At 64.1% G+C, this 20,479-nt stretch carries 18 protein-coding genes, 1 tRNA gene and 1 pseudogene; 13 read left to right on the forward strand and 7 right to left on the reverse strand.

The genetic code is table 11. From position 1 onward, the window contains the following. The 5 genes and pseudogenes from ACQKDV_RS10870 to ACQKDV_RS10890 form a co-directional block, all read left to right on the forward strand. Window positions 1–176: pseudogene (locus ACQKDV_RS10870) on the forward strand (IS1595 family transposase); the annotation flags it as partial. After that, window positions 142–780: a hypothetical protein gene (locus tag ACQKDV_RS10875; RefSeq protein ID WP_427783759.1), complete on the forward strand. Its 639-nt coding sequence runs from the start codon at window positions 142–144 to the stop codon at window positions 778–780. The pseudogene ACQKDV_RS10870 and the gene ACQKDV_RS10875, both read left to right, overlap by 35 nt. Further along, window positions 761–1,339, forward strand: coding sequence for a hypothetical protein (locus ACQKDV_RS10880; RefSeq protein ID WP_427783760.1), 579 nt, complete (start codon window positions 761–763; stop codon window positions 1,337–1,339). Before ACQKDV_RS10875 ends, ACQKDV_RS10880 begins: the two co-directional genes overlap by 20 nt. Before the next feature lie 213 nt (window positions 1,340–1,552). Next, on the forward strand, window positions 1,553–3,436 hold the full coding sequence (locus tag ACQKDV_RS10885) for a M61 family metallopeptidase (protein ID WP_427783761.1): 1,884 nt from the start codon (window positions 1,553–1,555) through the stop codon (window positions 3,434–3,436). After that, window positions 3,433–4,110: a lysoplasmalogenase gene (locus ACQKDV_RS10890; RefSeq protein ID WP_427783762.1), complete on the forward strand. Its 678-nt coding sequence runs from the start codon at window positions 3,433–3,435 to the stop codon at window positions 4,108–4,110. Before ACQKDV_RS10885 ends, ACQKDV_RS10890 begins: the two co-directional genes overlap by 4 nt. Before the next feature lie 67 nt (window positions 4,111–4,177). Here the strand turns inward: ACQKDV_RS10890 and ACQKDV_RS10895 are convergent, their stop codons facing one another. From ACQKDV_RS10895 to ACQKDV_RS10905, 3 genes are read right to left on the reverse strand one after another with little or no spacing between them, the layout of a single operon-like run. Further along, window positions 4,178–6,955, reverse strand: a complete 2,778-nt coding sequence (locus ACQKDV_RS10895; RefSeq protein ID WP_427783763.1) for a TonB-dependent receptor domain-containing protein — start codon at window positions 6,953–6,955, stop codon at window positions 4,178–4,180. Between the two features lie 10 nt (window positions 6,956–6,965). Next, entirely contained in the window at window positions 6,966–7,916 is a 951-nt protein-coding gene (locus tag ACQKDV_RS10900) for a FecR family protein (RefSeq protein WP_427783775.1), read from the reverse strand. Between the two features lie 14 nt (window positions 7,917–7,930). Beyond that, the gene (locus tag ACQKDV_RS10905) at window positions 7,931–8,533 is read right to left on the reverse strand and encodes an RNA polymerase sigma factor (protein WP_427783764.1); all 603 of its coding nucleotides are present in this window, start codon (window positions 8,531–8,533) and stop codon (window positions 7,931–7,933) included. A gap of 161 nt (window positions 8,534–8,694) precedes the next feature. Between ACQKDV_RS10905 and ACQKDV_RS10910 the strand changes: the two genes are divergently transcribed. The 8 genes from ACQKDV_RS10910 (at window position 8,695) to ACQKDV_RS10945 (ending at window position 16,408) form a co-directional block, all read left to right on the forward strand. Continuing rightward, window positions 8,695–11,586, forward strand: coding sequence for an autotransporter domain-containing protein (locus ACQKDV_RS10910; RefSeq protein ID WP_427783765.1), 2,892 nt, complete (start codon window positions 8,695–8,697; stop codon window positions 11,584–11,586). Between the two features lie 74 nt (window positions 11,587–11,660). Then, entirely contained in the window at window positions 11,661–12,665 is a 1,005-nt protein-coding gene (locus ACQKDV_RS10915) for a 2-hydroxyacid dehydrogenase (RefSeq protein ID WP_427783766.1), read from the forward strand. Between the two features lie 36 nt (window positions 12,666–12,701). After that, window positions 12,702–12,777 (forward strand) — tRNA-Thr (locus ACQKDV_RS10920). Window positions 12,778–13,580: 803 nt separating this feature from the next. Then, complete coding sequence (locus ACQKDV_RS10925; protein WP_427783767.1) at window positions 13,581–14,111, forward strand: hypothetical protein; 531 nt, start codon at window positions 13,581–13,583, stop codon at window positions 14,109–14,111. A 109-nt stretch (window positions 14,112–14,220) separates the two neighbouring features. Further along, complete coding sequence (locus tag ACQKDV_RS10930; protein WP_427783768.1) at window positions 14,221–14,415, forward strand: hypothetical protein; 195 nt, start codon at window positions 14,221–14,223, stop codon at window positions 14,413–14,415. A gap of 2 nt (window positions 14,416–14,417) precedes the next feature. Beyond that, a complete protein-coding gene (locus tag ACQKDV_RS10935; RefSeq protein WP_427783769.1) occupies window positions 14,418–14,708 on the forward strand; it encodes a hypothetical protein in 291 nt (96 codons plus the stop codon). Window positions 14,709–15,135: 427 nt separating this feature from the next. After that, entirely contained in the window at window positions 15,136–15,489 is a 354-nt protein-coding gene (locus tag ACQKDV_RS10940) for an SH3 domain-containing protein (RefSeq protein ID WP_427783776.1), read from the forward strand. 703 nt (window positions 15,490–16,192) lie between these two features. Then, the gene (locus ACQKDV_RS10945) at window positions 16,193–16,408 is read left to right on the forward strand and encodes a helix-turn-helix domain-containing protein (protein ID WP_427783770.1); all 216 of its coding nucleotides are present in this window, start codon (window positions 16,193–16,195) and stop codon (window positions 16,406–16,408) included. An 885-nt stretch (window positions 16,409–17,293) separates the two neighbouring features. Here ACQKDV_RS10945 and ACQKDV_RS10950 read toward each other — a convergent pair. The 4 genes from ACQKDV_RS10950 to ACQKDV_RS10965 all read right to left on the reverse strand — a co-directional run bounded on the left by ACQKDV_RS10950 (window position 17,294) and on the right by ACQKDV_RS10965 (window position 20,160). Continuing rightward, on the reverse strand, window positions 17,294–17,542 hold the full coding sequence (locus ACQKDV_RS10950; RefSeq protein ID WP_427783771.1) for a hypothetical protein: 249 nt from the start codon (window positions 17,540–17,542) through the stop codon (window positions 17,294–17,296). 110 nt (window positions 17,543–17,652) lie between these two features. Beyond that, window positions 17,653–18,174 (reverse strand): hypothetical protein, encoded by a 522-nt coding sequence (locus ACQKDV_RS10955; RefSeq protein WP_427783772.1) that lies wholly within the window; start codon window positions 18,172–18,174, stop codon window positions 17,653–17,655. A gap of 555 nt (window positions 18,175–18,729) precedes the next feature. Further along, complete coding sequence (locus tag ACQKDV_RS10960) at window positions 18,730–19,599, reverse strand: hypothetical protein (RefSeq protein WP_427783773.1); 870 nt, start codon at window positions 19,597–19,599, stop codon at window positions 18,730–18,732. Between the two features lie 42 nt (window positions 19,600–19,641). Further along, the gene (locus ACQKDV_RS10965) at window positions 19,642–20,160 is read right to left on the reverse strand and encodes a hypothetical protein (RefSeq protein WP_427783774.1); all 519 of its coding nucleotides are present in this window, start codon (window positions 20,158–20,160) and stop codon (window positions 19,642–19,644) included. Between the last annotated feature and the right edge of the window lie 319 nt (window positions 20,161–20,479).

The raw sequence follows: 20,479 nt of genomic DNA on the forward strand, positions 1-20,479 counted from the left end.
TCAAATTCTGCAAATACGCTCACCGCTACTTGGCCGAGGCGCAATGGCGTTTCAACCGACGCTTTGACCTGTCAGCACTGGTGCCCCGCCTGCTGGTCGCAGCCGCACGGATCAGACCTTGGAACGAGCGCGCCTTGCGCAATGTCCCTGTCTTTCCAGCTGAAGCATCGTGCTAATCAGGAAATGGTATGGAAATACCTTGTTCTGATCGTCTCACTTCTTTATCCCGCCTACGCAAAATCGCAAACCTATCCTGTAACTGGTTTGGGCCAGTGCGTTGACTTCATCTCCGCTGCATCCACCACGCTCACATCACAGATCCAGGCGCATGCGGGCGTCAGAGCGTATGGTCTACCACCCAGCTATGATCCGCTTACCGCAAAAATACTGGTCCCGCCGTATTCGTGTGATAGCTTTGATCTGCCTGGGCTCTACAAGACGGTAGGCTACCTCAGTCATGAGCTTGGCCACCATGTGGCTGGTGTACCAAATATTGATGCTCCGATCACCAAGGCCCAGTATGTTGAAAGGAATTGTGTGTGGGAAGCCAAGGCCGTTGTCAATAACGCGATCGTGAGTGATCAGATTCGAGGATTTTCGGAAGGGACCGTCGAGATTCCTCTCATTTCAGAGAATTCCGCGACGCTATGGGGCATGTGGTCAGGTGGGGCATCCCTTGCCGATATTGGCAAGGCATTCTGTGACAACAACCATGTCGCGTCGGGAAAAACCTATACCAAGCAGCATGAGGACTACTACGATGCCAACTATCCTTGGTGATTTTGTTAGGGCGTCAGTGAAATCATTGCTGGCCTTGCCCATGATTGTTCCGCTCGCCGCACTTGCGGCAACCTCGCCCCCTCAGGCATGGAGTCTTTCGGCAAAAAATTCGCAGATCGAGGCACTCGATTACATCGAGCGACTGGAATTGGCGCGAAGTGCGGGGCCGGATGCCGCCGCTGATGCTTTGGGTATAAAAAGAGGCTTGCTTGCTGAGGTCGGGACTGCTTCCGGGACCGTTCGTAATTTCGGCGGTATTAAGCTTGCCACCGAACTGGACCAACGATCAGGCCAGACTACGATCATCGTGAGAGCATCGGGTGGGTGTATTGATCGGGACGTCGCGAAGGCAAAACTTGTACTTGGCAAGATTGTGTGGGCGCCGCTGGCCGATTCGCCGGCACCGGTTTTCGGTTACGCACACTTCCAAGGTGGTTCAGCATCGACGGTATTTTTTGACGCAACGGGTTCAAAGTGTTTGACAGGCGTCAGGATCGAAGATCCGACCAGATTGAAGGGGGCAATTGAAGCCGCTTACAAGCAAGAAGTGTCGAAGTAAGTCGGTTTCCAATCTAAAGGGCTTGCCAGGCCGAAGATGGGCCTGGCAAGCCAGCGCTCGGAAGAACGTGCATCGGTGTTCCCCAGAGATGCTCGGGGGGGCTGGAGGCTGCTCAAGGCTTTCAGCAAGCCTGTCTTCCATGACCTTTGGCCATGGGGCCGCGCACCGCACAGGCCTAGCATCGAAGGTTCTACCGTTGCTGGAACCTGCCTGATGAAGACCCGTGCCCTGGTGATGTCCGTGCTGTTCGCGCTGGCGGCCACGCCTGCGCTGGCGCAGACCTCGCCGCCGGGCGATGCCGCGGCCCCAGGACTGCTGCGCATCGACGTGGATGCACGTGACCTTGCCCGTCGCATCTTCAAGGTGACCGCCACCGTGCCGGTCAAGTCCGGCCCGGTCACCCTGCTGTACCCGCAGTGGATTCCCGGCAACCATTCGCCCACTGGCCCGATCGACAAGCTGGCCGGCCTGCGCGTGACCGCCAACGGCAAGCCGCTGGCCTGGCAGCGCGATCAGTTCAACGTGTATGCGTTCAAGGTCGACGTGCCGCAAGGTGTGAGCGAGATCGTCGCTCACTTCGATTTCCTCTCTTCGCAGGGCGGCAGCCAGGGCCGGGTGGTGATGACCCCGGAAATGCTCAACCTGCAGTGGAACGCCAATTCGCTGTACCCGGCAGGCGTCGACGCGCGCAACCTGCAGGCGCAGGCCAGCGTAACGCTGCCCAAGGGCTGGGGGTATGCCACTGCGCTGGAAACCGCGCGCCGCGATGGCGACACCGTGGTCTTCAAGCCCATTTCCTACGACCACCTGGTCGATTCGCCGCTGTTTGCCGGCGAGCATCACCAGCGCATCGATCTGGACCCCGGTGCGAAGGTGCCGGTGCATCTGAACGTGTTCGCCGACGACGCAAAGTCGCTGAAGCCGACCGACGCGCAGATCAAGCTGCATCGCGCATTGGTGCAGCAGGCCGACAAGCTGTACGGCGCGCGCCACTACGACCACTACGAATTCCTGCTGGCCCTGACTGACCGCCTTGGCGGCATCGGTCTGGAACACCATCGTTCCAGCGAGAACAGCGCGGCCCCCGGCTACTTCACCGAATGGGACAAGAACGCGTGGATGCGCGATCTGCTGCCGCACGAGTACACCCACTCCTGGAACGGCAAGTACCGGCGCGGTGCGGACCTGGCCACGGCCAACTTCAACGTGCCGATGGGCGACAGCCTGCTGTGGGTCTACGAAGGCCAGACCCAGTTCTGGGGCCAGGTGCTGGCCGCGCGCTCGGGCCTGTGGTCGGCCGACCAGGCCCGCGACATGCTGGCCAATGTCGCGGCCACCTATGACCGTGGCCGTCCGGGCCTGGCGTGGCGGCCGCTGCAGGACACCACCAACGACCCCACCATCGCCCAGCGTCGCGGGCTGGCCTACCGCAACTACCAGATGAGCGAGGACTACTACTCCGGCGGGCAGATGCTGTGGCTGGACGTGGAAGGCAAGCTGCGCGCGCTGAGCGGCAACCGCCGCAGCCTGGATGATTTCGCACGTACGTTCTTCGGTGTCGGCAACGGCAAGTGGGACGTCAATACCTACACCTTCGACGATGTGGTGGCGACGCTCAATGGCATCGCAGCCTACGATTGGGCCCGTTTCCTGCGGGAGCGTCTGGATGGCCATGGCGCGCTGACCGGTGGCCTCGAACGCGCCGGCTGGAAGCTGGCCTACCGCGAAACGCCGAACGAGGCCTACAAGGCGCAGGAGAAGCGCGCCAAGGCCGCTCTCCTGGCGTACTCGCTGGGTGCCACCGTGCTCGACACGGGCGTGGTCGGTGATGTGATCTGGGACAGCCCAGCCTTCAACGCCGGCCTGGCACCGGGCATGAAGGTGATTGCCGTAGGTGGGCGTGAATACAGCAGCGAGCGTCTGAAGGATGCCGTCGCCGCCGCGGCCAAGGACAAGGCGCCGATCGTGTTGCTGGTCAAGCAGTTTGACCGCATCGAGACGAGGAACATCGACTACCACGGTGGCCTGCAGTACCCGGTGCTGGAACGCATCGCAGGCAAACCGGACCGCCTTGCCGAGTTGTGGAAGGCACGATGATGCACGGGCGCCGCGACGGCCTGATCCTGCTGGCAGCGATCCTGGCCATCGTCGGCGCCTTTTTGCACGGCGATGGCCGCTGGCTGCATTGGCTGGCCAAGCCGGCGACCACGCTGCTGATCGCGGGCATCGCCTGGCAGGCCCGGCCGGCTGCATCGCCGTCGTACCGGCGCGCGGTGCTGCTGGGCATGCTGTTGTCCTGCGTGGGCGACATCGCGCTGATGCTGCCGGTGGATGCGTTCGTCCCAGGGCTGGTCGCGTTTCTGCTGGCGCACGTCTGCTACATCGTCGCCTTCCGCGCAGGCCTGCACGCGGGTCGTGGCTTGATGGCCGCGTTCGTGCTGCTGGGGGCGTTCGCCGCGCTCAACGTGCTGGGCCTGTGGCCACACCTGCCGGCACCGATGCGCATTCCTGTGCTGGCGTACGTGGTGGTGCTTGCATCGATGGCGGTGCTTGCGCTGGCACGCGCGTGGGCACGGCCGCAGGCGGCTGCGCCCGAGTTGTGCAGCGCACGCTGGGCGGCGGTGGGGGCGTTGTTGTTCGTCGCCAGTGATTCACTGCTGGCCTGGGACCGTTTTGCCGGTGGCCTGCCGCTGGCCAGCCTGCTGGTGCTGTCCACGTACTACGCCGCGCAGTACGTCATCGCCCGCTCGGTGGGCCGACTGCGTATGTAGCGTCGAGCCATGCTCGACTGCTTTTTCCAACAGCAGCCGAGCATGGCTCGGCTCTACAGAAAGCAGGTCAGCGGAACTGCAGCGTAAACAGGAAATAGCGCCCCAGCGGATCATCCAGCCCGGCAATCTGTCCGCCGCTGCCGACCAGGTAGTTCACCGGCGCGGTATCCAGCAGGTTGTGCACGTCCAGCGCGGCCACCACGCGCGGGCTCAGCGTGCGCGCCAGGTGCAGGTTCCAGCGCAGCTGCGCGGGGTTCATGCAGCGATGCGCCTCGTGCTGTGCCTGCGGGCAGTCCTCACCGGCCAGCCACGCGCGCGTGCGGCCCACGCGGTTGCCGCGCAGGGCGATGTCCCACGCCGGGTTCTGCCACTGCACGTTGATGACGCCGGCAACCGCAGGCGTGGCGTGGCCGCGCAGGTCAATCGATTCACCCTGCGTGCGGTCGCGGCGCAGCGTCTGCTGCTTCAGTGCATCCAGCGAGAACCGCCATTGGCCATCGCGGCCGGCGTCGATGCGGTACTCGCCACGCAGTACCCAGTTGCGTGAGGTGGTGCGGCCGATGTTGTCGAAGGACAGGCGCAGATCACGCAGGCGGCCGCGCTCGTCCAGTTCCCACGTATCGGGGTTCCACAGCGCATCGTTGGGTTGCAGCGCGAGGATTTCGTTGCGCAGTTCAACGATGTTGTGGGTCAGCGTCAGCGAGAACGTGTCTGTCGGCGTCCAGCTGGCCGCCAGCGAATGACTGCGCGAGGTCTCGGCGCGCAGCGCATCGTTCTCCACCACGTCCACCCGCACCGCGCAGCCGCCGTCACGCAGGGGGCGCGCACACGTCGGAAGGGCATCCGAAGGGGGCAGGGCGTACAGGCCGAAGTAGGCTGGCGGGCGCCGCTGTTCGAACAGGCTGGGGGCGCGATAGCCGCGGCCGCTGGCCAGCAGGAACGACCACTGCGGGCTGGGGGTCCAGCGCAGGCCGGCACGTGGGGAGAACGCGTTCTCGCCGCCATCGTGGTCGAGCCGCGCGGCCAGGTCGGCCCGCAGCGTCGGCGTCAGTGGCAGGCCCAGTTCGGCATAGGCGGCACTGCTTTCGCGCGACAGCCGCCGCTGTTCCAGCGGCATGCCCAGGGCCAGCTCACCTTTGCCCAGCAGCGGGTCGGGCAGCGACAGCCAGCGCTCCTGGCGCAGGTCGATGCCGGTGGCCAGCTGCGCCTTGCCGCCCGGCAGTTCCATCAGCTCGCGCTGTATGTCCCACCAGCCCTGCAACTGCGTAGTACGCCCGCGGTTGCGGATGGAGGGAAACAGATCCTCGGCCAAGCCCGGTGGCAGGGTGGAAAAGCCCGGCAGGAAGTCCAGCGCGAGCGCCGCTTCCAGCAGGCGCTCACTGCGCACGGCGCCGCCGGTACGCAGGTCGACCTGGCTGCGCTGCGCGCTCAATCCGGCCTCCCAACGACGCCCCGTCTGCTCACGCCCAACGCCGACGGTCAGGTCGCCTTCGCTGCTGCGCACGCGCGGCTGTACCTCGCCGCCTTCCTGCAGCACCACGTTCAGCAGCGCACTGCCGAAGTTCAATGCCACCGCCGTGGGCCCCAGTTCGAAGCGCTGGCGGCTGTGGCTGCCACGCGCTTCCACGTAGGCATAGCGGCCTTCGCCACGCTCATGGCGGTAGCGCAGGTAGCCGGCCACCGTGTCTGACGCCGGCTGCAGCGAGCGGGGGCGCACGCTGTCGTACCAGCAGCCGTCCTCCTGCTCCTGCAGGGGGGCGTGGCATTCGGTGGCGGGGTAGTAATCGCCATTGGCCAGGATCAGGCCGATCGGGTACAGCGCGCTGTCGGCGTGCCAGCGGCGGCGGTCGCCGGCCACGTGGTGGATACGGTGCAGGTCGATGCCGGCAAACCAGCGGTCGCCGTTGTCGCGCACGCCGCCGGTGGCGGCCTGCATGCGCTGCTGGTCGCCATCGCCACGGCTGCTGGCCCCGGTCTGCAGGGTGGCCTCGGGGCCTTCGGCCTGGTCGCGCAGGATGATGTTGACCACCCCGGACATCGCGTCGGCACCGTAGATGGCCGAGGCGCCGCCGCGTACCAGTTCGATGCGTTCGACGAAGCTGAGCGGAATGCCGCCGAGATCGGTCAACGCGCCTTCCTCCAGCGACACCATGGGATAGCGCGGCAGGCGGCGGCCGTTCACCAGGAACAGGGTGGCGCGCGGCCCCATGCCATCCAGGCTGGTGGTGGCAGCCGCGCCCACCGGCAGATACAGCGAATCCCCACCGCGCGAGGTGCTCAACGGCGGGTGGCCGTTCATCCCGGGCAGATGGCGCAGCAGATCGAACAGGGTGCCGTAGCCGCTGCGCAGGATGTCCTCGTGCTCGATGACCGTCACCGGCAGGGTGGTCTGCACCGAGGTGCGCGGCAGGCGGCTGCCTGTGACGTGGACCGGCGCCAGCTCCACCTGCGCCGGCCGCTGTGGCGGCGGGGGCGGGGCAGGTGCGGGTGTGGATGGCGCTGCCGCAGGCACCGCGTGGCGACGCAGCACGAAGCCGCCGCTGGGTGTGCGCAGGATGTTGACCGGCGTGCCGGCCATCAGTGCTTTCAGTGCAGCGGCCGGTTCCTGCGCCCCCTGCGTGCCGGCGGTACGCAGATCGGCCAGTTCACGTGCGTCGAACACCAGGGCCTGGCCGCTCTGCCGCGCCCACTGCTGCAACGCAGGTACCAGCGGGCCGCTGGCAATGCGGTATTCAGTGGTGGCTGGGGCAGCCGGTGGGGATGCAGTGGCCGAACCCAGGGCGCCGGCCGCGGCAAGCCACAACAGGACCATCAGGCCCTGTCGCCGTGCCCCGGTGGTTGGCATCCGGGCCGCCTCAGTAAGTGCGGCGCAGTTCCAGCGCGCCATCCTTGCGCGGCTGGCCAGCGATGGACCACCCCAGTTCCAGGGCGGACAGCAGTTCGTGTGCATCACCGGCACGGAAACTGCCACTCACCGCCAGGTCGGCGATGTCCGGGTCCGCGATCACCAGCGGCGTGCTGCCGTAGCGGTTCATGCGCTCGACCACGGTGGACAGCGGTGTGGCATCGAACACCAGCCGCCCCTCGGGCCAGGCCTCGGCCGCAGCGGTGGTGGCCAGCTGCGGACCCGGCTGGATGCGGCCGGACGGCAGCACCTGCAACTGTTGGCCGGGGGCCAGCGTGTGCTGGGCACGGCCGCTGGTCACTTCCACCGCACCTTCCAGCAGGGCCACTTCCACCCGGCCGTCGTTCAGGCGTTCGACCTGGAAGGTGGTGCCGATGTCACGGATGCTGCTGCCACCCGCCTGCACCCGCAGTGCGCGGAGGGACGCGGCCACCTGGAGCTGCACGCGGCCCCGTTCCAGTTCCAGCTCGCGCTTGCGCCAGCCGAACCGGGCGCTCAGCGTCGTGCTGGCGTCGAGGGTGGCGATGCTGCCATCGGCCAGCGTGCGTACCTGCGGCAGGTGGCTGGCGTTGGCGTAGATCTGCGGCGTGGGGTTGCCGTCGGTGTAGACCATCCAGCCCATGCCCACGGCCAGGCAGATGCCGGCCGCCGCCGCTACCGAAGGCAGCCAGCGTCGTGCAGGCGCGCGTGCGGTGCGTGCGGCAGCGGTGCGCAGCCACGGGTCGCCGGACAGGCCGGCGCTGCGCTGGTGCAGCGTCTCGGCCTGTACCCAGGCTTTGACGTGGGAAGGATCTTCGGCCAGCCAGTCTTCGAAGGCCTTGCGCTCGGTCGAGGTGCAGTCGGGGGCCTCCAGACGGGCCACCCAGGCGCTTGCGCGTTCAAACAGCAACGTGTCATCCATGTAGGCGTCGCGGGTCACTCGCTATCTCCATCAGTGTGGAGAGGATTGCCGCCCAGCTCCTTGCGCAGGCCCTGCAGGGCACGGGCGATGTGTTTTTCCACCGTCTTGGCGGTGATGCCGCAATGCCGGGCGATCTGTGCATAGCTCATCCCGGTGATGCGGTTGAGCAGGTACACCTCGCGGGCACGTTCGGGAAGCTTGAACAGTGCCTGTCGCAGCAGGGCGATCATCTGTCCGGATTCTGCCTGACGCAGCGGATCGGGAGAAGTGCCGCGAGGCTCCTCGCTGCCATCGCGTTCATCCAGTGCCAGGTGGCGGCGCGCCTGCGGTGCGCGACTGCGGTCGGCCAGGCGGTTGCGGGCGATGCGGTACAGCAGCAGGCGCAGCGTGTCGTTGTCATGCCCGCGATAGCGGATCAGCCGTTCCATGCAGTCCTGCGCGATGTCCTCGGCGTCTTCCCGGCTGACGCCGCGCGTGCGCAGGAAGGCGCACAGCGGCGCACGTTCCTCACGCACGAACGCGGCGAACGCATCAGGAACCCCGGCCGGGTCCGGCGTGCGACGGGACAGGGGGGAGAGGGCGGACAGGGCTGAGGTCTCGAACGAAAAACGCGTCATCGAGTTTTACAAGACGATGACCCCAGGGGGAAGCCCGCAGCGTTTGCTGCGGGATTGATGAATGCATTCATATTTTAGTGCAGCCGCCGCTGGGGGAGATGAGCGCCCTGCTGCGTTCTGCTTTCGTCCCGCGTGGTGCGGGTTTGGAGAGAGAGACCGCAATGAAGCATTCGAAGTTGAGCCTGGCCCTGGCCGGCCTGGTGGGGATGGCAACGCTGGGCGCGTTCAGCGACGCAGGGGCGATGAACTACCACGTGCAGGACGATCGCGTCGTTCTCAGTGGTGGCGTCACCTTCGCCGACGTCGTCGCGCTTCCGGCCCTGCTGGCCAAGGCGCAGGCCGAAGGCCGGCCGATCCGCGAAGTCGTGCTGCGCACCTCCAACGGTGGCGCGCTGATTGCCGGTGAATGGCTGCAGGCCGTGATCCGCACCAACGGACTGGACACCATCGTGTCCGGCCACTGCATTTCGTCGTGCTCGATCATGCAGTCCGGTGGCGTCAACCGTTACCTGGCCGGCGACCTGCCGGTGGTCGATTCGGTGCAGATCCATGCGGCCAGCAGCGGCGGTCGCATCACTTACGCGCCCTCGCCGCGGATGACCGAGATCTACACCGGCAACTATGGCGGCGGCATGGATGCCGGCCTGCTGCACAAGGCCATGTATGAAGTGGTGGCGCCCAACGGCCTGCTGGTGTTCCGCGACCCGGCCCGCACCACCGGTACCTCGGTCAGCTTCGATCCCGATGGCAGTGGCCGCAGCCTGCAGCTCTTCCCGGGCCAGGACATCTACAGCAACAACATCATCACCGGGGCCGGTTACCGCGATCCGGGCGATACGCTGACTGTCACCGGCAACGTCAGCGGTGACATCAACCCGGGCTACCTGTCCACGGCACGCCAGCTGCAGGCATTTGTCGAGGATGATTTCGCGCGCTGGAACGACGCCGAATACGACACCACCTACATCAACTACGCCGTCACCATCTACAACGCCGCCAGCAATGGTCCCAATGGTATCGGCGCGTTCTCGGTACAGGATTACCTCAACGATGCCGGCATCCAACAGGAACTGCTGGGCCAGCTGCGCCTGGCCGACCTCGACGCCTCCGCGCTGGCCAACTCGGCCGGCGTGATCCGCGTCGCCAAGGGCGGTACCTGGCGCACCTCGGCCACCACCGGCGCAGATTTCATGCTGGTCGATGGCGGCACCATCGCCCTGGAAGGCGGTGCACTGCGCGCGCCGGAGGTGCGGGTGATGGCCGGCGGCCTGGTGGTCGGCCATGGCGACATCGCCTCGCTGGAGACCGACACCGACGCCCTGCTGGATGCCAGCGGCCCGTCGCTGCGCGAGGATGGCTTCAACCGCCTGCGCGTGTACGGCACGCTGATGCCGCGCGGTGGCGACCTGGTCACCCATGGCTACGTCAACATCATGCCCGGCGGCAACGTGCTGTTCGATGTCACCGAAGCCGGTGGCAGCGACGCCGGCCGCCTGCGCGTTGGCAGCTTCTACAGCGGCGGGCAGAACGATGGCGCACTGGTCATCTCGCCCGGCGCGCACCTGGAATTGAACGTCGCCCAGGGGTTCTACGCCAGCAACTACCAGCGCGAGCTGGTCACCGGCCCGATCTACGAGGATGGCTTTGCCGATGCCGTGCGCCTGGGCGATACCGGCTACAGCGCGAGCATCACCGACAACGAAGTCTTCCGCCCGCGCCACAACTCGCTGCTCAGCTTCAACATCTACCAGAGCGAAGACGGCCTGTCGCTGACCGCCAACCCGGGTTTCGACCAACTGGCGCAGCTGACCGCCAGCAACGGCAACCAGAGCCTGGGCGTGGCCCTGGCTGCGGCGGGTGAGCGGCAGGATGCCGGCTTGAAGTCGCTGCTGGGCGCGCTGCAGTTTGCTGACCGCGATGTCATCGCGCAGCAGGCTGGTGCCCTGCGCGGTGATGCACACGCCACCCTGCGCCTGGCCGACAACGCCCTGCTGGGCAGCATCGGCAGCGTGGTCGCCCAGCATCAGGCCGGTCTGCGCAGTGGTAGTGGCGATGCCGGTGGCCTGGCCGCGCAGGCAGCACAGGCCGCCTCGGCACAGCCGGGCATGGCCAACGGCAGCCTGTTCAACCAGTTGGCGATACATCTGGTGGAGCCCGCCGCGCAGGCCATGGCGGCTTCGGGTGCCGACGATGGCAGCGGCGCGCGTAACCACGGCTTCTGGGGCCGCGGCTTTGGCAGCCACGGGCGCATTGATGGCGACAGCGGTGTGGCCGGGCTGACCCACACCGTGGGCGGCATCGTGCTGGGTGCCGACACGCGCGTGGCCGATGACCGTGTCAGCCTGGGCGTGAGCGTGGCTGCGGCGGACATGTCGACCAAGGCGCGCGATGGTTCCGGCTTCACCGGTGACGTGCGCGCGCTGGATATCGGTGGCTACATCGACGCTACCTATGCGCGTGGCTACCTGTCGGCGGCGGTGCGTTATACCGACCTGCGCCACGACACCCGTCGCGGCATTGCCGGCATCGACGGCCTGAACGATCCGCTGCGCGCCAAGTACAACAACGATGCGATCTCCGCGCGCCTGGAACACGGCTTCAGCTTCACTACCGGCAATGGCCTGGTAGTGCAGCCGCTGCTGCCGGTGGTGGATTACGCGCGCACCTCGGCCACCCGCTTCAATGAAGGGCAGGGCGCGGGCGCACTGGCCGGCCGTGGCGACAGCCTGGAAAGCATCCGCGTCGGCGCCGGCCTGCAGCTGTTCAAAACGTTCAACGGCAGCAACGGCGAACGCATCACCCCGCGCGCCCGCGTGGTCTGGCAGAAGGAACTGGGCGACACCCAGGCCCGCTACAGCACCGGCTTCGCCGCCGCCCCGGACCTGGTGTTCGGCAGCAGCAGCCAGACGCTGGGCGAGCAGGTGCTGGCCTGGAACCTGGGCGTCACCAGCCGCGCCAGCGACCGCCTGTCGGTGCTGGTCGATTATGTCGGCGAGCGCCGCGATGGCCAGGTAAAGAACGGCGTGATGCTGGGCCTGGGCTACGCGTTCTGAGTGAAGGGCGCACCGGCGGCAGGACCGCCGCCGGTGCGCTATGGTCTGCGCAGGATTCCCGTGCAGGCCCGCCCATGCAGATTGCCGTCTTCAGCGCCCGTCCCTATGACCGCCGCTTCCTGGAAGAAGCCAATGCGCGCGACGGCGCCGGGCAGGGCTTCCAGTTCGTCCATTTCGATGCTGCGCTGGATGTGCATACCGCGGCACTGGCGCAGGATTGCGCCGCCGTCTGCGTATTCGTCAACGACCGCCTCGATGCCCCCGTGCTGCAGGCGCTGCATGCACTGGGCGTGCGCGCAGTGCTGCTGCGCTGCGCGGGCTTCAACAACGTCGATCTGGCCGAGGCCTCGCGCCTGGGCCTGTTCGTCGCCCGCGTGCCGGCCTATTCGCCGGAAGCCGTGGCCGAACATGCGCTGGCCCTGGTGATGACCCTCAACCGGCAGACCCACCGCGCCTACAACCGCGTGCGCGAGGGCAACTTCATGCTGGATGGCCTGCTCGGCCGCACCCTGCACGGGCGCACGGTGGGCATCGTCGGCACCGGCAAGATCGGCCTGGCCACCGCGCGCATCTTCCGTGGCATGGGCTGTACCGTGCTGGGCCATGACCCGTATCCATCGGCTGACTTCGTTGGCGTGGGCGAGAGCGTGGCGCTGGACGAACTGCTGGCGCGCGCGGACATCGTTTCGCTGCATTGCCCGCTGACGCCGGACACCCAGCACCTCATCAACGACGCCTCGCTGGCGCGGATGAAGCCTGGCGCCATGCTGGTGAACACCTCGCGTGGCGGGCTGGTGGATACCCACGCGGTGATCCGCGCGCTGAAGTCGCGTCGGCTGGGCCATCTGGCCATCGACGTCTACGAGCAGGAAAGCGCGCTGTTCTTCCAGGACCTGTCCGGCGAGATCATCGACGACGAGGCCTTCCAGCGCCTGATGACCTTCCCCAACGTGCTGGTGACCGGCCACCAGGGGTTCTTCACCGTGGAGGCGCTGCAGGAGATCTCGGCCATCACCCTGGGCAACCTGGCCGATTTCGCGGCGGGGCGGGCATGTGCCAACCGGGTAGGGGCGGATTGACCAGCGGGGTAGGCTGCCCGTAAAATCGCCTGCTCAGCCGGAATAGCTCAGTTGGTAGAGCGGCGCATTCGTAATGCGTAGGTCGCAGGTTCGACTCCTGTTTCCGGCACCATGCTTCCCTATCGCTTACAAATCAGCGATTTACGATGCCCTGCGGTACACATGCGGGGTACAGTTAGGAGCACTGCGGTACGATCCTGAGAAGCCCACTTCTGCTCACTGCTCTGCTGTTTGCGCAGATTCTCTAAGGGCTGTTCGATCCCCCGATTCTGAGTTTCCTGCTGGACGCACTGCGCGGCCGAGTGTGTCAAGTGCAGCCCAAATCGAGGCCAGCGAGGGATGCCTGCGACGCTCGCGACAAGAGCTAGGCTGGACGACCTCGTTGGCGATTTGTTCGCTTACAAGGCCTGCGAGAGATCGATAGGTCACCTGATTGCGGGCGATTCCCGAAGAGTGGATGCGTTGCCACCAACACCTCTCGCAGCCGCGCAACCAAGATCTCACGGCATCGAACTAGGTTGCTTGCCTAGCAGGTAGGCCTGACTAAAACCAAGCCGCGCCGGCTGTCCCTCCAGGATCGAGCAGGAAATGTGCCCGCCCTGGGGGGATAGTCCTAGACCAGGCATGTATGGGAAGCGGTGTCTCCTATTGGCCGGAAGCAGACATTTGGACGGCTTGGCGGCAAGCCCGGTGGTAACGTCCGCCTTCGACCCATAGCGGCCACTGGTGCCGCCGCCGAGCTTGATACTGGGTCCAGCTATACGCTGGCTTGTTAGCCGGACTCAGCCGCCCTAAGATTGGGCTGTATCAAGGGGAAAGCCAACCATACGTTGAATTGTTAGGTAAGTCGTAGTGCCGGCCCCAAGGGATCGTCTATCGGGTAGTTAGGCACCGCACACATGTCAAGGGGGCTACATGTCAGATTTGGCGCAGGATAGGTCAGTAGATCAAGGAACTAACGTCGGTAGGTTCTTAGCCAACCGTGGTGTCATCGTGGTGAAAGAGAATCGGCCTGCGGGCCGCTGCAAGGGTGAGCACGGCGATTCGATAGCCGCAGAGACATTGATCCTCAACGTGATCAAGGGAGCCAAGAAGGACACCAGCTACGGGGTACGCTTGGAAAGGATCGATCAAGATGGCGACACTGACTCTGCGGTGTTCTTAGATCACGATGAATTGCCGGAGTTGATCAATGCTATCGACTTCATCGCGCATACTGCCGTCGAACTTTCCGGACAGGACCGTGATTACACTGAGGTCACTTACTCCACTAAGGACGGCGCAACGTTCGGCTTCTATCACAGCGACCAAGAACAGTTGGCCTTCTTGAAGCTCTCGGATCATCGCAGCTCAACTTTTTTGCCCGTCAACCGACTTGGAGTTCTAAAGCAGATGCTCCAAGAGGCGCGGGCGCACTTGCAATCGTGCGGAGCATCCGATGATTAGCCATTTTTTCCTGACAATGAATTGAATCCGGTGCCGCTTTGCGGTGGGGCTTAACCACAGCGTTGTGCAGCTGATCTACCGCTCGCTAACGCTTAAGAGGAGGAAGTACGTGGCAACGGAAATCACGGGTACCTATACGGTCGTCATCGCTCCAAGCAAAGAGAAACTGCTGAGTGAGGTCAACGGCTTGATTGAGGCCGGCTGGACGCCTCAAGGAGGACTCAGCATCGAGTACCCTGCCAACGCTGCATTGCCTATGTACGGCCAAGCCCTGGTAAAGGGCATTACAAGCGACGCAGGCTGAGCATGGCTTCCGCCAACCACCCCGTAAGCAAATACACGATTGAGCTTGCTCCGAGCAAAGATGCGTTGGTGCGGAAGGTCAATGAACGCCTTGCAACCGGATGGGAGTTGCAAGGGCCTCTTTCCATCAAGTATCCAACGAAGGCTTTGCTTCCTATGTATGGGCAGGCGCTGGTCTGGAGAAAGGATTCTGCCCCTCCCGAGTTTGCGGCAGGCAGCTCCGGCTGCCTCGGAGTCGTCCTTCTCTGTGCCGCCCTTCCCCCAGCAGCTATCCTTGCCGCTCCTTTTCTTTAAGTAGTCGTGGTGGGCTAACAAGCAGTGGCATAACAATTGCTTCAGGCCGAGGCCGTTTTTCGGCTCGGCTTGGTTCCGGAGTTGGTGAAGGTCCGTTCCTGGCCGGAAGCTGCCTCTAATCTGGTCGTAAGGTAATGAAGCGCTACGCTTCACAACGCTGCCTGGGAACTTATAGTGGCCATTGCGATTCCCCAGGACTACTGGTTGACCCTCTGATGGATCGAGCTCGAAATTTCTACAAGGAAAGGGAGGCAGCATGGCTCGAAACGCATCTGGGGCAGCTGGGCTGGTGTTGGTCGGATTTTTCGCATTACTTGTCGCAATGTGCAACGGGGGCGGGCAGCGCGACTCACAGCGCTCCTCAGTGGCCCAGGCACCGGTCGCGCCCCCGGCTCCGACGGAACCCTCTCGTACGGAGATGACTGAGATGCAGTTTGTGTCAACCAGTACCCTCAACCAACGATCTTCTCCTAACGGACAGATCATCGGAAAGCTCGCCGGTGGCGATTCTGTTGTGGTGTATGAACGGAAGGGAGAGTGGGCACGAGTGTCGGCTCAGGGCGCCCCTACCAAATGGGTCAGCTCGAAGCTCCTTTGCAGCGGACGTGGCTGCTACCGGCCCACTAATCGACCCGTGTCACCCTCGCGCGAAAAATTTCGGCCCGCACGTAGTGATTATTCTGATGGGAGCTGTCCGTGCTCTGGATCACGCGTCTGTATTGGTCCCCGCGGCGGACGCTACTGCATTACGTCTGGAGGAAACAAGCGTTACGGTGTTTGACCAAGCGGGCTGCCGACGTCTGCTGCTGGCCGATAGCAGGCTCTTAGCGAGAGACCCTTCTAAGTTGGACAAGCGTGAAGGGAGCCGTGTACGAGATGTCCCCGGACGCCAGGCCTCCCCTTGACCATTGCAACCAAAGGTTCTCTGCCCTCGCGCAACCGTAGGGCAGCAGAAGTGGAAACTTATAGTTGCGCGTCTACCCGCGTCGATTCCGCTTGTATCCGCCAGTCGAACTGCATCGGTGATTGCCGATAGATTGGATTTTCGATATCTGCAGGGCTGTGCTTTAGTTCTGGTCTGCCCAAAATCAGACTGACGCAATGCTAAAAATCGCACTGGAGCGGCTGCTTCCTGATGAAATTGCCAGGTTTGCAGCAGGAAAAACGGCATACGGCCGATACCTCATGATCTGTCTTCCCTTCCGGACCCGGCTTATAGTGGACCTCGGGAAGCGCTCTGGAACGGTTGTTAGGGGCAGGCGCAAATGAGGCAGCCGCGCCCCTCTAAAGCAAAGCGTGACGCCGTCGTAGCCAATGACGTGCCCTACGGGCCGGTCTCAGGTCAATCGCATCCGCTAGAGGTCCCGATACGGCGTCTCTCTGATCTGATGGGTCCTGACACCACGCTACGCCAGGTTTACGTCCTCATGGCGCTATGGCGCGTAGATGCCTCGGGGTTGTCAGCGGGTAGCATCGAGGAGCAGATGAGCAGAGCTGTCCCTGTTGTCCAAAGCACGATAAGTAGATCCCTGCGCATACTTCGGGAGTTGGGGTTGGTTGAGGTCTTCCTAGCGCCGCAAGACGGAAGGTTTAGGTTGACCCGACTCAGTCCAATGGGCCGGACATTCATGGGTGGTCTTCTGGACCTCGTGCCCCGTGACCGAGAGAAAAAAGCAGACGGGGACACTGGCGTTCCGTAGAAATCTATTCCGACTGGTTAAGGCTGATCGTGAGGAAGAAGGATGCAGTGGCGGAACTACGGACGAAGGGTGACTTTGTGGAAATCGGACTTAGTCCGCGCGCAAGTTTGCATGGAACAGGGCGTAAGCCGCTCTGGGATCGTTGTCTGAGTGATATCTAGACACTTCAAGTGCGCAACGCAGCGACGAACAGAAACGCGGCAACAATACTGACAGTCATAAGGAGAAGGTCGGAGAGTGTCACAAGAGGGCGAGACGACAGCCTAGTGGTCTCGCGGACATTGGCTTGGATAGCTGCGTCGATCAGTTGCTCGATCTGTCGACGGACCTCGCGCTTCTCAAAATCCTGCCTTACAACGGTCATAATGACTTCCCCTTGCCGGTTCTCATGTGCAGACGTGGCTCAACAGGATCGCCGCCGTTCGCTGTGCATTCGGTGTTTTCAAGTCTGCCAAAGGCTCTAGACCGATGGAATCCCGTAGCTTCTGGACTCGTGCGTCCCTGCAAGTAAGCTCTAAAGCTAAACCTTGTGGTTTGCCCAATGCTGTTAGCCGGGAGTTGAAAAGGCAAGGATTGCGGAAGCAAGATGGTACTGCTAACCGAAGTCCGGAGGAAACAGTAGGTCGTTGGAGCTTGGTTGCGCCGGATTTCTCGCTATGCGCTGAGTCGCTGTACGCAGCTCCTTGGCAACATCTTGGTGGCCCGTGGCATGTTGTCCGGGCGAAAAAAAGCCCCCGGCTGCACCTGAGGTCCCTTCAAGGGTCTTCAAGCGCAGCCGGGGGCTTAGTAGTTTCAGGTCGCGAACCGCTCAGGGAGCCGCGATGCTCTTCGCCGTGGGCCTTCAGCGGCTGGGCGGATACTTTGATGGTGTCGTGCATGTTGTTCTCAGTTCTTGATGCCGATGTTGTCGGCCATGTTGTTGATTACGGCGATAGCTGCGGCGATGTGGACGCCGGTTGACTCAAGGCGCAGCAGGGCGGACCTGAAGCCTACTAGCGCCTCACCAGCGGCCATCAGCGCTTCACCACGGGTCACACTGCGGTCGTCCAGTACGGTGGCGGTGGCGTCAAAGGCCGCTCTACGAGTGCGCTCAGTGGCTTCCTGTTGCGCCCTTTCTGCTGCGGCCTCGGCCATGCGCTGCTGCGTGGCTTCATGGGCGCGGCGGGAGACCTCTGCCTCAGCGATAAGGCTTTGTGAGGTTTCCAGCGGGTTGAAGCGCGGTGACTTGGGGCTGTGCCTCACGGTCACAGCGGATTGACCGGGCCGGTGCGCTTGGGCAGCGGCTTGGTGTCCGGGTTGTACTCCATCCGCATACCGCCACCGAACGCGGGGGAGATGTACGTGACCACCGCCGGTGGCGTAGTGGCCGGTGCCTGCGCCGCGACCGGAGACGGTGGACCCTGGTGAGCCGGTGCCGGTGCAACAGTCGCGCGCGGTGCAGCTGGACGTGCCTGCATCGTGACCTGCGCCAGCGGCGGCTGGCCCTGTGCTTCGCGGATCATGTTTGCTTCGACGCGGGCCAGCATCCGGGCAGCTTCAGCTTCCTCTGCCAGTTCGGCGCGCGTCGGCGGTCGTTCCGGTTCGGGCAGCAGCGTCTGACGTTCAGCGTAGCGACGTTCATTCTCATGATTGACCGCCTCCAACTCGGTGAAATACGTGTCCTGCTGGGCGTCTTCCTCGCGCGCATCACGCATGGCGGCGAACAGGTTTGAATCTGCGTTCTGTGTCATCGGGATTTGATCTGGATGGGACGGCGCGGCGACCATCGGATGATCTGCGACGGACGTGGTGAGGACTGGCGGTGGCCACCTGCGATACGCACGGGTGGTCGGTAGTCGGCTTCAGGTGGTGCCGGGGGACGGCTCACGGTGTCGCCTTGGGTGGCGGCATAGTGCGGATGGTGGAGGCCTGAGAGAACGGCGGTTTGTTCGCCACGTTGTGGTGTTCCTATGTGTTTGGATGGCAGGGGTAGGAATGGGCCTGCCAGCGCTCGGTGCGCTTAGTCGCCATTGCGGAGACACGCCGGGCAGGGCAGCGGGTGGACCTGGGCAGCAGGGCGAGGGCGCTTCAGGTCGGGAATTGAGTGGGGTCGGCAGGCGCGGCTTGCTGTGCCGCATCGTGTTCGGCGTTCAGGTGTTCGCGACTTCTTGCTCGGCGCTGGGGTCTTTGCGCGCGGCTACGCAGGCAGACGGCTAACGTTCGTCGCTATCCGGCTCGGGTTCGTATCGGCTCGGGGTCAGGTCACAGGCTGGACACAGCCGGAACAGGCCGCAGGTGCAGGACGGGCGGAATGCGGAGGTGTTTGCGTCGGTGGTCATGGATCACTCGAAAGTAGGCAGGCCTTGGGCGTCGTGACCCACTGGCGCGGGGTTGATGTACGGGGCGGTAGGTGTGGCCGCAGGTGCAACGGCAGGAGACCGTTGGCGGGGCCGCTTGCCGGGCGTCGGGGTGCGGACGGCCATCGCAACGGTGTGGCGCAGTTCGCGGGGCTGCGACGGATCAGCCGGCATTGGCTCGAACAGCTTGCACAGGTGATCGCCTCGGGCCTCTTCGTACCGGTACTGGCAGCGTTTCCAAAGGCGGTGCAGATGGCCGAACACGTTCCGGTCAACGATCACGTCACCGATTTGGAAGCAGACACGGCCCGGTAGCGGAATCTCCTGAGACCGCTTGCCGGGGTTCCGTCCGCGCCTTGGCGGTGCAGTAGCGCGCAGCACTTGATTGCCCATCGCCGCGCGCAGGTTGTCGGGGGTCAGTTCGCCTTTGCCTAGATCCGGGCGTCCGCCGAACGTCTCGACCTGAAGTGCAACCACGGTCATCACCCGCACGGCCATTTCACGGCCTGTCGCGCCGTCCTGCAGAAGGCGATTGAACTGCGCCTGCATGATCCGATCAGAGGTGCGGATGCGGATCAGGTCCTGGAAGAACTGGAACGCCTTGGCGGCTTCCGGTTCCTGCTCCACGCCGATCATCATTGCCACTTCGATGATGGACCGGAACGGCTTCAGTTCGGCGCGGGTGGGCATCCGGCCGTTCGGAGAACGGGTGCGCGCATGGGTGGCCTTGTGCTTCCAGCAGTAAAGGCTGAAAGCCTTACCCAGCGGTGCGCCGCAGGTTTTGCAGCCCCTGTGTTGATCCTTCGGCGGCTTGGGGTGGAACTTACCGGTCAGCGGGTTGCGGACGTTGCCCATGGTGATGGCTCCAAAAATGAAGAAGCCACCGCAGGGGTGGCCTCAGGAGGTAGTGGTGTTGTCCTGGGAGACGGCTTCAGGAAGCTTCAGGCGGCGCTTTCGGTGTGGTTTCTTGGCTTCCACGGCCTTGGCGCGACGCTCCTGCGCGCGCAGGAGAGCGGCTTCCTCCCGCTTGACGTGTGCTGCCACGGCGGTGCGAAGGTAGGCGCGCAGTTCCACGGTCCACTCTACGAGGCGCAGCCGGTCACGCCAGCAGGCCAGATCATCGCGCACCGCCGCCAGTTCTTCTGGTGCATCCGCCAGTTCCTCGCAGGATTCTTCAATCAGAGTCAGGTACGAGGTGATGGCGGCACGAGCGCGCAGGCTGTCGTGATAGGTGTCGGCATCGCGTACCCATTTCCATTGGTCAACGGATACCCGGCCACCAGCGGCAACGGTGCCGTAGACCGCTTCATAGGTGCAATCCGGCGATGCTTCCGGGGTTGCGTAGTTCAGGGCGAGCAGCGGGGGCAAGCTCAGGCGTTCGATTTCAACAACGCGGACGGCTTGGGTAGGGGGCATGGGTGTCTCTCCAAGATGGGTAGGGGGGTGAGCGCGTGAAGCCACCTAGGGAACACCTCAGGCGCAGCAACAGCAGCGACCACCGACCAAAGAGGCAGGCTGCTACTGAAACTGGAGGTGTTCCCAAGGTGGCCTCGGGCGTTGTGATTCAGGGATGGGCGATGATGGTCAATCCATCAACGCGGGAGCTGAAGGCGGGAACAAGAGGGGTGCGGCTCTCCACCTCAAGGGGTGGGATCATGGGGGGGCAAGCTCGGTTCTAGACCCTGCACCCTCGGCTGTCACGTGGGGTGTGGTCTCTACCTCAAGGGGTGGGATC

Source organism: Stenotrophomonas sp. NPDC077659 (genome assembly GCF_050268705.1).
GTDB lineage: Bacteria > Pseudomonadota > Gammaproteobacteria > Xanthomonadales > Xanthomonadaceae > Stenotrophomonas.

What these genes read in the sequence shown, in the direction of transcription:
- ACQKDV_RS10940 (WP_427783776.1), top strand. Translation starts at nt 15,136, where the DNA reads ATGCAGTTTGTGTCAACCAGTACCCTCAACCAACGATCTTCTCCTAAC.
- ACQKDV_RS10885 (WP_427783761.1), top strand. Translation starts at nt 1,553, where the DNA reads ATGAAGACCCGTGCCCTGGTGATGTCCGTGCTGTTCGCGCTGGCGGCC.
- ACQKDV_RS10890 (WP_427783762.1), top strand. Translation starts at nt 3,433, where the DNA reads ATGATGCACGGGCGCCGCGACGGCCTGATCCTGCTGGCAGCGATCCTG.
- ACQKDV_RS10960 (WP_427783773.1), bottom strand. Translation starts at nt 19,599, where the DNA reads ATGGGCAACGTCCGCAACCCGCTGACCGGTAAGTTCCACCCCAAGCCG.
- ACQKDV_RS10935 (WP_427783769.1), top strand. Translation starts at nt 14,418, where the DNA reads ATGGCTTCCGCCAACCACCCCGTAAGCAAATACACGATTGAGCTTGCT.
- ACQKDV_RS10880 (WP_427783760.1), top strand. Translation starts at nt 761, where the DNA reads ATGCCAACTATCCTTGGTGATTTTGTTAGGGCGTCAGTGAAATCATTG.
- ACQKDV_RS10905 (WP_427783764.1), bottom strand. Translation starts at nt 8,533, where the DNA reads ATGACGCGTTTTTCGTTCGAGACCTCAGCCCTGTCCGCCCTCTCCCCC.
- ACQKDV_RS10945 (WP_427783770.1), top strand. Translation starts at nt 16,193, where the DNA reads ATGAGCAGAGCTGTCCCTGTTGTCCAAAGCACGATAAGTAGATCCCTG.
- ACQKDV_RS10925 (WP_427783767.1), top strand. Translation starts at nt 13,581, where the DNA reads ATGTCAGATTTGGCGCAGGATAGGTCAGTAGATCAAGGAACTAACGTC.
- ACQKDV_RS10965 (WP_427783774.1), bottom strand. Translation starts at nt 20,160, where the DNA reads ATGCCCCCTACCCAAGCCGTCCGCGTTGTTGAAATCGAACGCCTGAGC.
- ACQKDV_RS10875 (WP_427783759.1), top strand. Translation starts at nt 142, where the DNA reads ATGTCCCTGTCTTTCCAGCTGAAGCATCGTGCTAATCAGGAAATGGTA.
- ACQKDV_RS10900 (WP_427783775.1), bottom strand. Translation starts at nt 7,916, where the DNA reads ATGGATGACACGTTGCTGTTTGAACGCGCAAGCGCCTGGGTGGCCCGT.
- ACQKDV_RS10915 (WP_427783766.1), top strand. Translation starts at nt 11,661, where the DNA reads ATGCAGATTGCCGTCTTCAGCGCCCGTCCCTATGACCGCCGCTTCCTG.
- ACQKDV_RS10910 (WP_427783765.1), top strand. Translation starts at nt 8,695, where the DNA reads ATGAAGCATTCGAAGTTGAGCCTGGCCCTGGCCGGCCTGGTGGGGATG.
- ACQKDV_RS10955 (WP_427783772.1), bottom strand. Translation starts at nt 18,174, where the DNA reads ATGGTCGCCGCGCCGTCCCATCCAGATCAAATCCCGATGACACAGAAC.
- ACQKDV_RS10895 (WP_427783763.1), bottom strand. Translation starts at nt 6,955, where the DNA reads ATGCCAACCACCGGGGCACGGCGACAGGGCCTGATGGTCCTGTTGTGG.
- ACQKDV_RS10950 (WP_427783771.1), bottom strand. Translation starts at nt 17,542, where the DNA reads ATGGCCGAGGCCGCAGCAGAAAGGGCGCAACAGGAAGCCACTGAGCGC.